This window comes from Enterobacter sp. UPMP2052 (genome assembly GCF_053709675.1).
Genome location: NZ_JBSKJR010000010.1, coordinates 18066 through 32816 on the forward strand (window position 1 = coordinate 18066; position 14751 = coordinate 32816).

Sequence of the window (14751 nt, forward strand, 5' to 3'; positions counted from 1 at the left end):
AGCGTCAAAACCAGCATCGTCGAAACAACAGAGAAATAAAACCCTTAGAAATCAAAAAACCCTCCGAAGAGGGCTTTTATTTGTTACAAACCGGGTCTGACGCCAAGGGTGTGACATATCGCATAGCTCATCTCCGCGCGGTTCAGCGTATAGAAGTGGAAATCTTTCACCCCTTCGCGGCTTAAAATCTTCACCATGTCCATCGCGATATTGGCCCCCACCAGCTTGCGGGTTTCCGGGTCATCGTCCAGCCCTTCGTACATTTTTGACATCCACAGCGGGATGCGCACGTTGGTCATGTCGGCAAATTTCTTCGCCTGTTTGAAGTTGGATACCGGCAGGATGCCTGGAATAATTTCAACGTCGATGCCCGCAGAGACGCAGCGGTCGCGAAAGCGCAGATAGCTTTCCACGTCGAAGAAAAATTGCGTGATGGCGCGGTTAGCACCGGCCTCGACTTTGCGCCTCAGGTTGAGCAGATCCGCCTGGGCGCTTTTTGCCTCCGGATGCACTTCCGGGTAGGCGGCGACGGAAATATCAAAATCCGCCACGTCTTTCAGCAGCGCGACCAGGTCAGTGGCGTACATGTCCGGCTTACCGCTCCCCGGCGGCAAATCCCCGCGCAGCGCAACGATATGGCGAATGCCGTTGTTCCAGTAATCCTGGGCAATTGTCCGCAGTTCGTCAGGCGTAGCGTCGATGCAGGTCAGATGCGGTGCCGCTTCCAGACCGGTACGATCTTTAATGCCTTTAATAATACTGTGCGTACGGTCACGCTCACCAGAATTTGCGCCATAGGTGACGGAGACGAACTTCGGCTTCAGGCTGCTCAGGCGATCGATAGAGCTCCAGAGGGTTTGCTCCATTTCACTGGTGCGCGGCGGGAAAAATTCAAAAGAGACGTTAATCTGGCCATTTACTTCGGCCAGGCTCTGATTCAGGGCTTCCCGCTGGTTGGCGTGAAAAAAGCTCATACCTTACCTCATCAATCGCGTGTCGTTATGTGTTGTGTTGTGAACTTCTATACGTTTAGACGTCCAGATGTAAAAATGACGGAAAAGCGGAGTGGCGTCAACAGAAATAATCAACATTAACGGTGAGGAATGCTCAGGGGGAGTTGAGGGGAGTTCATGATGGGGTTTGGGCGTCCCCTAACCCCGGCGAGGGGGAGAAACAGCACCGAGCCGTCCCCTCTCCCCTGTGGGGAGAGGGTTAGGATTGAAACTACAGCAGTTTAGCCAGACGGTTGATGTCCGACTGGATCGCCCCGGCGGTCACATCACGCCCTGCGCCCGGACCACGGATCACCAGCGGGTTATCGCGGTACCAGCGGCTTTCAATGGCGAAGACGTTATCGCACGGCAGCAGCGCCGCCAGCGGGTGTTCAGGACGAACCGCCTCCACCCCCACGCGCGCTTTGCCGTTCGCCTCGAAGCGTGCCACGTAGCGCAGCACCAGCCCCATCTCGTTTGCCGCTTCCAGACGCTGCACCATCTGCTCGTTCAGCTCGTCGCCATTTTCGAAGAAGTGATCGACCGACCCTTCCTCGCAGCCAGAAGGCACCAGCGACTCGACGCGGACCGCGTCCGGCTCGATGTCATAGCCCGCCTCACGCGCCAGAATAACCAGCTTACGCATCACGTCTTTTCCGGCGAGGTCAACGCGCGGGTCAGGCTCGGTTAACCCCTGCTGCCACGCCTGATCCACCAGGTCGGTGAACGGCACGGTACCGTCAAACTGCAGGAACAGCCACGAGAGCGTGCCGGAGAAGATGCCGCTGATCGCCAGGATACTGTCGCCGCTGTCAATCAGATCACGCACGGTGTGGTTGACCGGCAGGCCCGCGCCGACCGTGGCGTTATACAGCCAGTGGCGACCCGTTTTCTCGAACGCATCGTGGATCTGGCGATACTTATCGGTGCTGCTCGCCCCTGCCAGTTTGTTGGCGCTGATGACGTGGAACCCGTGGCTGGCGAAATCCAGATACTGATCGGCAAGCTGTTCGCTGGCGGTCACGTCCAGCACCACCAGGTCGTCATACGGGTGCGCGCGCATCCACAGGAACAGCGACTCTTCGTCCTGTTCGACCGCTTCATCGTTAAAGAAAGCCAGCGCGCGGCTGGCGTCCAGCCCGTCGTAGTTCAGCAGGCTGCGGCGACTGTCCACCACGCCTGCGAGAATAAATTCGAATCCGGTACGCGCCGAGAGCGTGACCTGCTCGCGCGCGAACAGCTCCAGCCAGCGTGAACCAATATTACCTTTCCCGAACAGCACCAGGCCAATGCGTTTTTCCGCACGGAACAGCGAGGTATGCAGCCCCTGGATCAGGCTTTCGGTCGGCCCTTTACGCAGCACGGCCACCAGGCTGATGCCCTCTTCCGACTGCCAGGTAAATTCCACCGGCTGGCCCTTAAGCTGCTGCCAGAAACGGTGGCAATGCAGCGGGTTACGGGTGACGCCCGCCCCGACCATCGCCACCAGCGCCAGCCCCTGACGCAGACGAAGCTCGCCCGGCAGGCCCGCTTCATCCAGAATTTTCAGTGCGCTGTCCGCCACTTCAGCGGTGTAGCAGAACTGCAGCAGCTGGCGGTCGTTATGCACGCCCACGGCCAGCGGACGAACCTGCGCACGCTTGAGGATCAGGTCGATGTCCTTTTGCGCCAGTTTGAAATCCTGGCCCGCAGGCACCTGGAACTCAATCAGGCAGATGTCGTCATGGCTGGTGACAATACGCGCCCCGGTACCCGAGGCCAGCACGCGTTCAATGCGCGTAGAGCCTTGTTCAGGGGTATAGCTACAGCGCAGCTGCAGGTCGATATCGCTGCCGGACACCGGCTGCAGCGTACGGGCGTGCAGAACCGGCGCTGCCAGGCGTGCCAGTTCGCTGGCCTCGTCCAGACGCAGCAGCGGCAGCAGGCAGGCATCTTTCACCTTACGCGGGTCCGCACTGTAAACACCGGCCACGTCGCTCCAGATGGTGACGCGGGAAACGCCCGCCAGCGCGCCGATTTGCGTCGCTGAATAGTCAGAGCCGTTACGCCCCAGCAGCACGGTTTCGCCCGCGCTGCTGCGGCTGATAAAGCCTGTCACCACAATACGTTTGCCCGGATGCTGCACCAGCAGCTGTTGCAGCAGCGGATAAGATAACCCTTCGTCTACCTGCGGCTGCGCGGCGCGCTCGGCACGCAGGAAATCACGCGCATCAAGCCAGGCCGCGTCCACGCCAAGGTGTTGCAGCACGGCGGCCATCAGGCGGGCGGACCACACTTCACCGTGCCCCACCACTTCGGCATACACTGCATCGGTAATGCCGCTGTCGAGCAGGGCGGCCAGACGTTCAAGGTCGTGCGTGAACGCGCTAATCAGCCCGTCCGCCACGTCCGCTGGCAACAAACCGGCAATCAGCTCGCTCTGATAGCGGCGTAAAGACTGTTGAACCTGATGCGCAGAAAGGCGATCGGTCTGGCTCAGCTTAAGCCAGCTAATCAGCTGGTTGGTGGTGCTGCCCGCCGCGGAGACAACCATCATGTCGCCCGGCTGTGAATACTCGGTCATGATCCCTGCGACACGCAGGTAACACTTCACATCAGCAAGACTACTACCACCAAACTTGTGCAGTTGACGACCCTTCGCCCCTGCCTGCGCTATCACACTCATGATTACCCCTTGGCTGCGACCCGGAAGCCATTTTCCAGATCGGCAATTAAATCTTCAGAATCTTCAATACCGGTTGAGATACGCAGCAGCGTCTCAGAAATACCGGCGGCGGCACGGGCTTCCGGTGCCATACCTGCGTGCGTCATGGTCGCGGCGTGGGAGATCAAGCTTTCAACCCCACCTAAGGATTCCGCCAGCGTAAACAATGACAGCCCGCTCAGGAAGCGACGCAGCGTTTGCTCGTCGCCGTCCAGTTCAAAACTTAACATCGCGCCAAACCCTTTCTGCTGGCGCGCGGCAATCTCGTGGCCCTGATTTTCCGGCAGCGACGGGTGATACAGTTTCTTCACCAGCGGCTGTGTTTGCAGGAAATCCACGATCGCCTGGGCGTTACGCTGCGCCACCTCCATGCGTGGGGACAGCGTGCGAATGCCGCGTAACAGCAGGTAGCTGTCGAAGGCACCCGCGGTGACGCCAATATTATTGGCCCACCATGCCAGTTCAGTGACAACGTCGGGATCTTTTGCAATCACCACGCCCGCCACCACGTCAGAATGGCCGTTCAGATATTTAGTGCATGAATGCAATACCAGATCTGCACCCAGTGCCAGCGGGTTCTGAAGGGCCGGACTGAGGAACGTATTATCCACTACACTTATCGCTCCCGCATCCCTTGCGAGCTGACAAATTTTCGCAATATCGACAACGCGCAGCAATGGATTGCTTGGACTTTCCACCAGCACCAGCTTCGGCTGCTCTGCAAGCGCCTGTTTTAGCGCCTGTTCGTCGTTTTGATCGACAAACAGCACGCGGTAGCAGCCGCGTTTTGCCAGGCTGTCAAACAGACGATAGCTGCCGCCATAGCAGTCGTGCGGCGCAACCAGAAGGTCGCCAGGTTTCAGGAAGACGGTGGTCACCAGGTGGATCGCCGACATGCCGGTATTGGTCAGTACCGCCCCTGCGCCACCTTCCAGTTCCGCCAGCGCGCGCTGGGTAACATCGCGCGTCGGGTTGCCGCGACGCGAGTAGTCATGCGCGCGGGGTTCATTAAATCCGGTGAAATTATACGTACTGGAGAGGTGAATAGGCGGGACAACACAGCCGTACTGCTCGTCATCATTCAATCCGCTACGCACTGCGATGGTGGCCTGTTTACGCGTCATGGTGAAGGCTTCCTGGCTAATTAGGTGAAAAGTCAGGCACCAGAGTAAACATTGAAAGTATGGACGTCAATACATCTGGACATCTAAACTTCTTTGCGTATAGATTGAGCAATGCGCAAATAGCCGTTAAAATTATATGCTTTAGTGCACGCTGCAGCGGCAATATCCGTGCCACGGTATCGTCTCTACGGTAAACTACACAAGATTCCGGTTCAGAACCGTCAGTTACGGTTTTGCACCTTTAGATTAATGACTGAGAGGATTAAAGGTATCTCATGGCTGAATGGAGCGGCGAATATATCAGCCCATACGCTGAGCACGGTAAGAAGAGTGAGCAAGTAAAGAAAATTACGGTTTCCATTCCTCTGAAAGTGTTGAAGATCCTCACCGATGAACGTACGCGTCGTCAGGTGAACAACCTGCGTCACGCGACGAACAGCGAGCTGCTGTGCGAAGCATTCCTGCACGCGTTTACCGGCCAACCGTTGCCAAACGATGACGATCTGCGCAAAGAGCGTAGTGATGAAATTCCGGAAGAGGCGAAGGTGATCATGCGTGAACTGGGTATCGACCCGGATACGTGGGAATACTGATTAGCGGATACAAAAAAGGCACCTTGCGGTGCCTTTTTTTCGGGAAACTTACTTAGCGCCCGGGATGCTGAAACGCTTGTTGAAGCGGTCAACACGGCCACCGGTTGCAACATCACGCTGCTTACCAGTGTAGAACGGGTGGCATTTGCCGCACACGTCCAGGTTCAGATCGTGGCCCACGGTAGAGCGGATCTGGATAGAGTTACCGCAAGAACAGTTTGCAGTAATCATTTCGTATTTCGGGTGAATATCTTTTTTCATGGGAGAACCTCAGTTAAGGCCGCGTCGCTCTTCCAGCCCTAACGCCAGACACCACGCGATGTTGAATGTAAGTTCTTTGGCGTAAAGTACACCAAAGGCGGCGAATCATACAGAATTTAACCAGCGTATGCAAACTGATCCGCACGCCGCTTTCTCTAATGTGTATACTAACGCGCCACTTTTCAAGTCAGGAAGATTCGATGCCCGTTGCTCACGTAGCCCTGCCCGTTCCGCTTCCCCGCACCTTTGACTATCTGCTGCCCGACAGCATGAGCGCCAGAGCGGGCTGTCGCGTGACCGTGCCATTTGGCAAACAGCAGCGCACAGGCATTGTGGTTTCCGTCAGCGAAAAAAGCGAGCTGCCGCTGAATGAGCTGAAATCAGTCATAGCGGTGCTGGACAACGAACCGGTTTACTCCACCAGCACCTGGCGATTACTGCTGTGGGCGGCGGATTACTACCATCACCCAATTGGCGATGTCCTGTTTCATGCCCTGCCCATACTGCTGCGTCAGGGGAAAAACGCCTGCCACGCGCCGATGTGGTACTGGTTTGCCACCGAACAGGGCCAGGCCGTAGATATCAACAGTCTGAAGCGCTCGCAGAAACAGCAGCAGGCGCTGGCGGCGCTGCGCCAGGGGAAAATCTGGCGGCATCAGGTGAATGAACTTGAGGTCAGCGAAACCGCGCTGCAGGCACTGCGCAAGAAAGGACTGAGCGAACTTGGCAGCGAAGCGCCCGCGCAGCAAGACTGGCGGGAGAGCTTTTCCGTTTCGGGCGATCGCCTGCGCCTCAATACCGAACAGGCGACCGCGGTGGGTGCAATCCACAGTGCATCGGATCATTTCTCCGCCTGGCTGCTGGCGGGCGTCACCGGCTCCGGCAAGACCGAAGTCTACCTGAGCGTACTGGAAAACGTGCTCGCGCAGGGCAAACAGGCGCTGGTGATGGTGCCGGAAATCGGCCTGACGCCGCAAACCATCGCCCGTTTTCGCGAGCGCTTTAATGCGCCGGTTGAGGTACTTCACTCCGGTCTGAACGACAGCGAACGCCTCAGCGCCTGGCTGAAAGCCAAAAATGGCGAGGCCGCGATTGTCATCGGTACGCGTTCTTCTTTATTTACGCCGTTTAAAAATCTCGGCGTTATCGTGATCGACGAAGAGCACGACAGCTCCTATAAACAGCAGGAAGGCTGGCGCTACCACGCCCGTGACTTAGCGGTCTATCGCGCCCATAGCGAGCAGATCCCTATTATTCTGGGTTCCGCCACGCCTGCGCTCGAAACGCTGCATAACGTACGCCAGCGCAAATACCACATGCTGCGCCTGACGCGCCGCGCGGGCAATGCTCGCCCGGCCATCCAGCACGTGCTGGATTTGAAAGGTCAGCAGGTGCAGGCGGGGCTCGCCCCGGCGCTCATCACCCGCATGCGCCAGCATCTGCAGGCGGGCAACCAGGTGATCCTGTTCCTTAACCGCCGCGGATTTGCCCCTGCGCTGCTGTGTCACGACTGCGGCTGGATTGCCGAGTGTCCGCGCTGCGACCACTATTACACCTTCCACCAGGCTCAGCGTCATTTGCGCTGCCACCACTGCGACAGCCAGCGCCCGGTGCCGCGACAGTGCCCGTCGTGCGGCTCCACGCATATCGTGCCGGTCGGGCTGGGTACGGAACAGCTGGAACAGACGCTCGCCCCCTTCTTCCCTGACGTGCCTATCTCACGCATTGACCGGGACACTACCAGCCGGAAAGGGGCGCTGGAACAACAGCTGGCGGAAGTGCATCGCGGCGGCGCGCGTATCCTGATTGGCACTCAGATGCTGGCTAAAGGGCACCACTTCCCGGACGTTACGCTGGTCGCCCTGCTGGATGTCGATGGCGCGCTCTTCTCCGCGGATTTCCGCTCTGCGGAACGTTTCGCCCAGCTCTATACCCAGGTTGCCGGGCGTGCCGGACGTGCCGGGAAACAGGGGGAAGTGGTACTGCAAACGCACCATCCTGAACATCCGCTGCTGCAAATCCTGCTGCATAAAGGCTACGATGCCTTTGCCGAGCAGGCGCTGGCCGAGCGCCAGTCAATGCAGCTTCCGCCATGGACCAGCCACGTCATCATCCGTGCAGAAGATCATAACAACCAGCAGGCGCCGCTTTTCCTCCAGCAGCTGCGAAATCTCCTGCAGGCCAGCCCTCTGGTGGATAATCAGCTGTGGATTTTAGGGCCTGTTCCGGCGCTGGCCGCCAAGCGTGGCGGGCGATTCCGCTGGCAGATTTTGCTGCAACATCCCTCCCGCATCCGCTTACAGCACATCGTGAGCGCCACGCTGGCGCTGATCAACACGCTGCCGGACGCGCGTAAAGTGAAGTGGGTTCTTGACGTCGATCCGATAGAAGGCTGAATACGGATCGAAAAAATCCAACATTCCTCACACTTTTCATGAAAATTCTGTAACCGATTCCATTAACAATCTGTAAAAATGGCAAGGTGAGAAGTTCGGTGTTCATGCGAGGAGAAGACGTTGAAGTCCAGGAAAGAGGTTGCCTCGGCGACCATGAAAGACGTTGCCGAGAAAGCGCAAGTTTCTACGGCAACCGTGTCCCGCGCATTAATGAACCCGGATAAAGTCTCCCAGGCGACCCGCCATCGGGTGGAGCAGGCGGCCCTGGAAGTCGGGTATTTCCCGCAGGCGATGGGCCGTAACGTGAAGCGTAACGAATCGCGCACTATCCTGGTGATTGTCCCGGACATCTGCGATCCCTTCTTCAGCGAGATTATCCGCGGTATTGAAGTCACGGCGGCGGAACAAGGCTACCTCGTTCTGATTGGCGACTGCGCCCATCAGAACCAGCAGGAAAAGACCTTTATCGACCTTATTATCACCAAGCAGATCGACGGCATGCTGCTGCTTGGCTCGCGCCTGCCGTTTGACGCCAGCATCGAAGAACAACGCAATTTACCGCCGATGGTGATGGCTAACGAGTTTGCGCCGGAACTTGAACTGCCGACCGTGCATATCGACAACCTCACCGCCGCCTTTAATGCCGTGAACTATCTTCAGGAGCTGGGGCATAAGCGCATCGGTTGTATCGCTGGCCCGGAAGAGATGCCGCTGTGCCATTATCGCCTGCAGGGTTATGTTCAGGCGCTGCGTCGCGCCGGTGCCGTCGTCGACCCGCACTATATTGCTCGTGGGGATTTCACCTATGAAGCGGGCGGGCAGGCGCTGGAGAAACTGCTGGCGCTGCCGGAGCCACCTACCGCCGTGTTCTGTCACAGCGACGTCATGGCGCTGGGGGCCTTGTCTTATGCCAAACGCCGTGGGCTGCGTGTGCCGAAAGACTTGTCGATTATCGGCTTCGATAACATTTCGCTTTCGGAATTTTGCGATCCACCGCTCTCAACCGTTGCACAACCCCGCTACCAGATTGGCCGTGAAGCGATGCTGCTTTTGCTGGATCAGCTGCATGGTCAGACAGTTAGCAGCGGCTCGCGACTGCTCGACTGCGAGCTAATTGTGCGCGGCTCTACCCAGGCATTGACTTAAAGTAAACCTCTTTAAGACTCACTGTCTGGTCAAAGCCCCGCCGCTTAAGTAACATGGCGGGCTGACGAACGAATAAATACAGCGAAACGATAGTGGCACAACGAGATTATGTACGTCGCGGCCAGCCGGCACCTTCGCGACGCAAAAAGAGTGGCTCAAGGAACAAGCAACGTAGCCTGCCTGCTGTCTCGCCAGCGATGGTCGCTATTGCTGCGGCTGTACTGGTCGCCTTTATTGGTGGCCTGTACTTTATCACGCACCATAAGAAAGAAGAGTCCGAGGCGCTTCAGGGCAACAAAGTGGTTGGCAATGGCTTACCGCCAAAACCTGAAGAACGCTGGCGTTACATTAAAGAGCTGGAAAGCCGCCAGCCGGGCGTGCGTGCGCCTACCGAACCGTCCGCCGGTGGCGAAGTGAAGAACGCCGATCAGCTCACGGATGAACAGCGTCAGCTCTTGGCCCAGATGCAGGCCGATATGCGCCAGCAGCCAACGCAGCTGAACGAAGTCCCGTGGAATGAACAAACGCCAGCTCAACGTCAACAGACGTTGCAGTTGCAGCGTCAGCGCCAGGCTCAGATCCAACAGCAGCAGCAACAGCAACAGCAACAGCAACAGCAGCAGTGGGCGCAAACCCAGCCGGTACAGCAGCCTCGCTCGCAGCCGCGGGTGACGGAACAGCCTTATCAGCAGCCGCAGCAGCAAACGCGCACGGTACAAACTCAGCCTGCCCAGCAGCCAAAAGCGCAGCCGCAAAAGCAAGCCGCCCAGCCGTATCAGGATCTGCTGCAAACGCCGGCGCATACCACCGCGCAGCAGCCGAAAACGCAGCAGGCCGCACCGGTCACCAAAGAGACCGAGGCGCCGAAGCAAACGGCTGAGAAAAAAGATGAACGTCGCTGGATGGTGCAGTGTGGTTCGTTTAAAGGCGCAGAGCAGGCGGAAACCGTCCGTGCTCAGCTGGCGTTCGAAGGGTTTGATTCACGCATTACCACCAATAACGGCTGGAATCGCGTGGTAATTGGTCCGGTGAAAGGCAAAGAAAATGCCGATGGCACCATTTCCCGTCTGAAGGTCGCGGGCCACACAAACTGCATTCGACTCGCTTCCGGGGGTTGAAACCCCCAAAATCCCCCCCATCTATCATTCTATTCAGCCCTGAGCACAGGCTCAGGGCTTCTGTTTCCCGATTCTGTAACCAGGGGGTCTGCTCGTGACAACAATAGTAAGTGTACGCCGTAACGGCCAGGTGGTAATTGCCGGGGACGGCCAGGCCACGCTGGGTAATACCGTCATGAAAGGCAACGTGAAGAAAGTGCGTCGTCTCTATAACGACAAAGTGATCGCCGGTTTTGCAGGCGGCACTGCCGATGCCTTCACGCTGTTTGAACTGTTTGAACGCAAACTGGAAATGCACCAGGGTCATCTGGTGAAAGCCGCCGTTGAGCTGGCGAAAGACTGGCGTACCGACCGCATGCTGCGCAAGCTCGAAGCGCTGCTGGCCGTGGCCGACGAAAACGCCTCGCTGATCATCACCGGTAACGGTGACGTGATCCAGCCAGAAAACGACCTGATTGCCATCGGCTCTGGCGGCCCATACGCTCAGGCAGCTGCCCGCGCGCTGTTGGAAAATACCGACATGAACGCGCGCGATATCGCGGTGAAAGCGTTGGATATTGCAGGTGATATCTGCATCTATACCAACCACAATCACACCATCGAAGAATTACCGTCTAAAGCGTAAGGATCTCCCATGTCTGAAATGACCCCACGCGAAATTGTCAGCGAACTGAACAAACACATTATCGGCCAGGACAATGCCAAGCGTTCCGTGGCGATTGCCCTGCGTAACCGCTGGCGTCGCATGCAGCTTGATGAAGAGCTGCGCCATGAAGTGACCCCAAAAAACATTCTGATGATCGGCCCGACCGGCGTCGGTAAAACCGAAATCGCTCGTCGTCTGGCGAAGCTGGCTAACGCGCCGTTCATCAAAGTTGAAGCCACCAAGTTCACCGAAGTGGGCTATGTGGGTAAAGAAGTGGACTCCATCATCCGCGATCTGACCGATTCGGCGATCAAGATGGTGCGCGTTCAGGCTATCGAGAAGAACCGCTATCGCGCTGAAGAGATGGCCGAAGAGCGTATTCTCGACGTGCTGATCCCACCGGCTAAAAACAACTGGGGCCAGGCGGAACAGCAGGCTGAGCCGTCTGCGGCGCGTCAGGCGTTCCGCAAGAAGCTGCGCGAAGGCGAGCTGGACGACAAAGAGATTGAGATCGATCTCGCCGCTGCGCCAATGGGCGTTGAAATCATGGCCCCTCCTGGCATGGAAGAGATGACCAGCCAGCTGCAGTCCATGTTCCAGAACCTGGGTGGTCAGAAGCAGAAAGCGCGTAAGCTGAAAATCAAAGACGCGATGAAACTGCTGATCGAAGAAGAAGCGGCGAAGCTGGTGAACCCGGAAGAGCTGAAGCAGGATGCTATCGACGCGGTTGAGCAGCACGGCATCGTGTTTATCGATGAAATCGACAAAATCTGTAAGCGCGGTGAATCCTCAGGCCCGGACGTTTCCCGTGAAGGCGTTCAGCGCGACCTGCTGCCGCTGGTTGAAGGCTGCACCGTCTCCACTAAACACGGCATGGTCAAAACCGACCACATCCTGTTTATCGCCTCTGGTGCGTTCCAGGTGGCCAAACCGTCTGACCTGATCCCGGAACTGCAGGGTCGTCTGCCGATCCGCGTTGAGCTGCAGGCGCTGACCACCGAAGATTTCGAGCGCATCCTGACCGAGCCAAACGCCTCTGTGACCGTACAGTACAAAGCGCTGATGGCAACCGAAGGCGTGAACATCGAGTTCACCGAGGATGGCATTAAACGCATCGCTCAGGCGGCATGGCAGGTTAACGAAACGACCGAGAACATCGGCGCGCGTCGTCTGCACACCGTACTGGAACGCCTGATGGAAGACATCTCTTATGATGCGAGCGACCTCAATGGCGAAAGCATTACCATCAACGCAGAATATGTGGGCAAACACCTGGATGCGTTAGTGGCAGATGAAGATCTGAGCCGTTTTATCCTATAATCGCGGTTATTGCATTTTCATCACTGTTGATGGGGGCTAATGCCCCCATTTTTATTGGCTAAATAACTATGACTGATATCAGCCGTACTCAGGCGTGGCTCGAAAGTTTACGCCCTAAAACCCTTCCTTTGGCCTTCGCCGCGATCGTCGTCGGTACTGCGCTTGCCTGGTGGCAAGGGCATTTCGATCCGTGGGTGGCGGGGCTGGCGTTGATTACCGCCGGTCTGCTGCAAATCCTCTCCAACCTCGCCAACGACTATGGCGACGCGGTAAAGGGCAGCGACAAGCCTGACCGCATCGGGCCACTGCGTGGGATGCAAAAAGGGGTGATCACCCAGGCGCAGATGAAACGGGCGCTGATTATCACCGTGGCGCTGATTTGCGTGTCCGGCCTGGCGCTGGTGACGGTAGCGTCTAAAACTACCAGCGATTTTATTGGCTTCCTGGTGCTGGGCCTGCTCGCCATTATCGCGGCCATTACCTATACCGTCGGTACGCGGCCCTACGGCTATATCGGTCTGGGTGATATTTCAGTCCTGGTCTTCTTCGGCTGGCTGAGCGTGATGGGGAGCTGGTACTTACAGACGCATACGCTGATCCCTGCCCTGTTCCTGCCGGCGACCGCCTGCGGCCTGCTGGCGACGGCGGTGCTCAACATCAACAACCTGCGCGATATCGACAGCGACCGCGTAAACGGTAAGAACACGCTCGCGGTGCGCCTCGGCCCGGTAAATGCACGCCGCTACCACGTCTGCCTGCTGATGGGGGCGCTGATTTGCCTGGCGCTGTTTAACCTGATTTCACTGCACAGCATGTGGGGCTGGCTGTTTATACTCGCCGCACCGCTGCTGGTGAAACAGGCGCGCTTCGTGATGCGCGAACTTAGCCCGTCCGCCATGCCGCCGATGCTCGAACGCACGGTAAAAGGGGCGCTGTTAACTAACCTGTTGTTCGTCATCGGGATTGTCCTGAGCCAGACGCTGCGTTAACTGACAAATATCAATTAACAATTGATGATTTTGCCAACAACGCCTTTCGCACGATATACTGAACACATTCGCAGCAACTGAGCGTTAAACCTATGAAATACGATACCTCCGAGCTTTGTGACATCTACCAGGAAGATGTCAACGTCGTTGAACCGCTGTTCTCCAACTTTGGTGGACGGTCGTCGTTTGGCGGACAAATCATCACGGTGAAATGTTTCGAGGATAACGGGTTGCTGTACGATCTGCTCGAACAGAACGGCCGTGGCCGCGTTCTGCTGGTCGATGGCGGTGGTTCAGTGCGCCGCGCCCTGATCGACGCTGACCTTGCCCGTCTTGCCGCGCAAAACGAGTGGGAAGGGATTGTGGTCTACGGCTCCGTGCGCCAGGTGGACGATCTGGAAGACCTGGATATCGGCATCCAGGCTATCGCAGCCATTCCGGTGGGTGCAGCAGGTGACGGCATCGGCGAAAGCGACATCCGCGTGAATTTCGGCGGCGTGACCTTCTTCTCCGGCGACCATCTCTATGCCGACAATACCGGGATTATCCTTTCTGAGGATGCGCTGGATATTGAGTAACGATAAAGGCCATCGGCAAACCGGATGGCCTTTTTTTTATTTATCTTCACCCGATTCATAATGGGTGATACGAAGTTCATACGTTCCCTTCCGCTCCTCGACAGCAATCCCCATCTGAACACGACGGTCGGGATAGCTATCAATATAAGCGTTGAGCTTTTCAGCTATCGACTGGATTTTATCCCCTGCAATATCCGTAAACGTAAGCGTACTGATCTGCAAGCCACTTCCCTCATCGGCGTGACGGGTGAAATACCAGTGCGATGCAAGCCTGGGTGCCTGCCTGAGCGGTTCAGGTGTTAATAAATAATATTGAAGAAAATCACGTTGCGTGTATTCCTCATCCATGAAGGAACGCGTCATCAAAACACAATAAAGTATCGCCAGCGCAGAGAACGTTAATACAAGGAAATATTTCTTCATATGCGCAATTCAAGAAAAGTGTTATCGACAATATCGCTTCGTTTCGTCATCTCGCGTTCCGTGTGAGTTGTCGTATCAAGCGAGTCTATTTCGATGAAATAAAAAAGGCACGCATTTAGCGTGCCTTTTGTACGAATTCGGAATTACACTTCTTCCATACGTCCCAGAAGCGCCTGCAGACGATCCTGCCAGCCATTCTGCTGTTCGCGCAGCTGGTGGTTTTCACGCTCCAGTTCTTCGCGGCTGTGCTGAGCATTCTGAACTTCCTGTGACAGGGAGTTGTTCTTCTCTTTCAGCTCTTCAATTTCCATCTGCAGCAGGGTGATGGTGTCGATCGCCTGCTGTACTTTCGATTCCAGTTTCTCAAACACTTCTAAAGACATGATGCTACCTCTCCTGAATTGCAAGGCGACGCTTTAACGTAAACGCGCACGACATAGCGTCGATTGTATGGAGCGCGA

14 protein-coding genes are annotated in these 14751 nt (G+C 56.8%); 8 read left to right on the plus strand and 6 right to left on the minus strand.

What is annotated here, in order from left to right:
- Nucleotides 1-83: 83 nt before the first annotated feature.
- The 3 genes from metF to metB all read right to left on the minus strand — a co-directional run bounded on the left by metF (nt 84) and on the right by metB (nt 4820).
- The gene (gene metF, locus ACWKX3_RS19515; RefSeq protein WP_006179187.1) at nt 84-974 is read right to left on the minus strand and encodes a methylenetetrahydrofolate reductase; all 891 of its coding nucleotides are present in this window, start codon (nt 972-974) and stop codon (nt 84-86) included.
- A gap of 250 nt (nt 975-1224) precedes the next feature.
- Nucleotides 1225-3657: a bifunctional aspartate kinase/homoserine dehydrogenase II gene (locus ACWKX3_RS19520; RefSeq protein WP_006179186.1), complete on the minus strand. Its 2433-nt coding sequence runs from the start codon at nt 3655-3657 to the stop codon at nt 1225-1227.
- Nucleotides 3658-3659: 2 nt separating this feature from the next.
- Entirely contained in the window at nt 3660-4820 is a 1161-nt protein-coding gene (metB, locus tag ACWKX3_RS19525) for a cystathionine gamma-synthase (protein WP_058610678.1), read from the minus strand.
- A gap of 275 nt (nt 4821-5095) precedes the next feature.
- Here metB and metJ point away from each other — a divergent pair, with 275 nt between their 5' ends.
- A complete protein-coding gene (gene metJ / locus ACWKX3_RS19530; RefSeq protein ID WP_006179183.1) occupies nt 5096-5413 on the plus strand; it encodes a met regulon transcriptional regulator MetJ in 318 nt (105 codons plus the stop codon).
- A 48-nt stretch (nt 5414-5461) separates the two neighbouring features.
- Here the strand turns inward: metJ and rpmE are convergent, their stop codons facing one another.
- Nucleotides 5462-5674, minus strand: coding sequence for a 50S ribosomal protein L31 (gene rpmE / locus ACWKX3_RS19535; protein ID WP_003862040.1), 213 nt, complete (start codon nt 5672-5674; stop codon nt 5462-5464).
- Nucleotides 5675-5874: 200 nt separating this feature from the next.
- Here rpmE and priA point away from each other — a divergent pair, with 200 nt between their 5' ends.
- The 7 genes from priA (at nt 5875) to rraA (ending at nt 13867) form a co-directional block, all read left to right on the plus strand.
- A complete protein-coding gene (gene priA, locus ACWKX3_RS19540) occupies nt 5875-8070 on the plus strand; it encodes a primosomal protein N' (RefSeq protein ID WP_368747691.1) in 2196 nt (731 codons plus the stop codon).
- A gap of 120 nt (nt 8071-8190) precedes the next feature.
- A complete protein-coding gene (gene cytR, locus ACWKX3_RS19545; RefSeq protein ID WP_058610680.1) occupies nt 8191-9216 on the plus strand; it encodes a DNA-binding transcriptional regulator CytR in 1026 nt (341 codons plus the stop codon).
- A 92-nt stretch (nt 9217-9308) separates the two neighbouring features.
- Nucleotides 9309-10334, plus strand: a complete 1026-nt coding sequence (ftsN, locus tag ACWKX3_RS19550) for a cell division protein FtsN (RefSeq protein ID WP_454542252.1) — start codon at nt 9309-9311, stop codon at nt 10332-10334.
- A gap of 94 nt (nt 10335-10428) precedes the next feature.
- Nucleotides 10429-10959, plus strand: coding sequence for an ATP-dependent protease subunit HslV (gene hslV / locus ACWKX3_RS19555; protein ID WP_042322674.1), 531 nt, complete (start codon nt 10429-10431; stop codon nt 10957-10959).
- A gap of 9 nt (nt 10960-10968) precedes the next feature.
- On the plus strand, nt 10969-12300 hold the full coding sequence (gene hslU / locus ACWKX3_RS19560) for an HslU--HslV peptidase ATPase subunit (protein WP_006179178.1): 1332 nt from the start codon (nt 10969-10971) through the stop codon (nt 12298-12300).
- A gap of 68 nt (nt 12301-12368) precedes the next feature.
- A complete protein-coding gene (menA, locus tag ACWKX3_RS19565) occupies nt 12369-13289 on the plus strand; it encodes a 1,4-dihydroxy-2-naphthoate polyprenyltransferase (protein ID WP_454542253.1) in 921 nt (306 codons plus the stop codon).
- Nucleotides 13290-13381: 92 nt separating this feature from the next.
- Nucleotides 13382-13867, plus strand: a complete 486-nt coding sequence (gene rraA / locus ACWKX3_RS19570; RefSeq protein WP_006179176.1) for a ribonuclease E activity regulator RraA — start codon at nt 13382-13384, stop codon at nt 13865-13867.
- 36 nt (nt 13868-13903) lie between these two features.
- Here the strand turns inward: rraA and ACWKX3_RS19575 are convergent, their stop codons facing one another.
- Both ACWKX3_RS19575 and zapB read right to left on the minus strand, forming a co-directional pair.
- Complete coding sequence (locus tag ACWKX3_RS19575) at nt 13904-14290, minus strand: hypothetical protein (RefSeq protein ID WP_454542254.1); 387 nt, start codon at nt 14288-14290, stop codon at nt 13904-13906.
- A gap of 143 nt (nt 14291-14433) precedes the next feature.
- Nucleotides 14434-14673 carry a septal ring assembly protein ZapB gene (gene zapB, locus ACWKX3_RS19580; protein ID WP_006179174.1) on the minus strand — a complete coding sequence of 80 codons (240 nt, stop codon included), beginning with the start codon at nt 14671-14673 and terminating at the stop codon, nt 14434-14436.
- Nucleotides 14674-14751 lie beyond the last annotated feature (78 nt).

Excerpts from the sequence above, each read along its gene's own strand:
- metF (WP_006179187.1), bottom strand. The coding sequence starts at position 974 with ATGAGCTTTTTTCACGCCAACCAGCGGGAAGCCCTGAATCAGAGCCTG.
- ACWKX3_RS19520 (WP_006179186.1), bottom strand. The coding sequence starts at position 3,657 with ATGAGTGTGATAGCGCAGGCAGGGGCGAAGGGTCGTCAACTGCACAAG.
- metB (WP_058610678.1), bottom strand. The coding sequence starts at position 4,820 with ATGACGCGTAAACAGGCCACCATCGCAGTGCGTAGCGGATTGAATGAT.
- metJ (WP_006179183.1), top strand. The coding sequence starts at position 5,096 with ATGGCTGAATGGAGCGGCGAATATATCAGCCCATACGCTGAGCACGGT.
- rpmE (WP_003862040.1), bottom strand. The coding sequence starts at position 5,674 with ATGAAAAAAGATATTCACCCGAAATACGAAATGATTACTGCAAACTGT.
- priA (WP_368747691.1), top strand. The coding sequence starts at position 5,875 with ATGCCCGTTGCTCACGTAGCCCTGCCCGTTCCGCTTCCCCGCACCTTT.
- hslU (WP_006179178.1), top strand. The coding sequence starts at position 10,969 with ATGTCTGAAATGACCCCACGCGAAATTGTCAGCGAACTGAACAAACAC.
- menA (WP_454542253.1), top strand. The coding sequence starts at position 12,369 with ATGACTGATATCAGCCGTACTCAGGCGTGGCTCGAAAGTTTACGCCCT.
- rraA (WP_006179176.1), top strand. The coding sequence starts at position 13,382 with ATGAAATACGATACCTCCGAGCTTTGTGACATCTACCAGGAAGATGTC.
- ACWKX3_RS19575 (WP_454542254.1), bottom strand. The coding sequence starts at position 14,290 with ATGAAGAAATATTTCCTTGTATTAACGTTCTCTGCGCTGGCGATACTT.
- zapB (WP_006179174.1), bottom strand. The coding sequence starts at position 14,673 with ATGTCTTTAGAAGTGTTTGAGAAACTGGAATCGAAAGTACAGCAGGCG.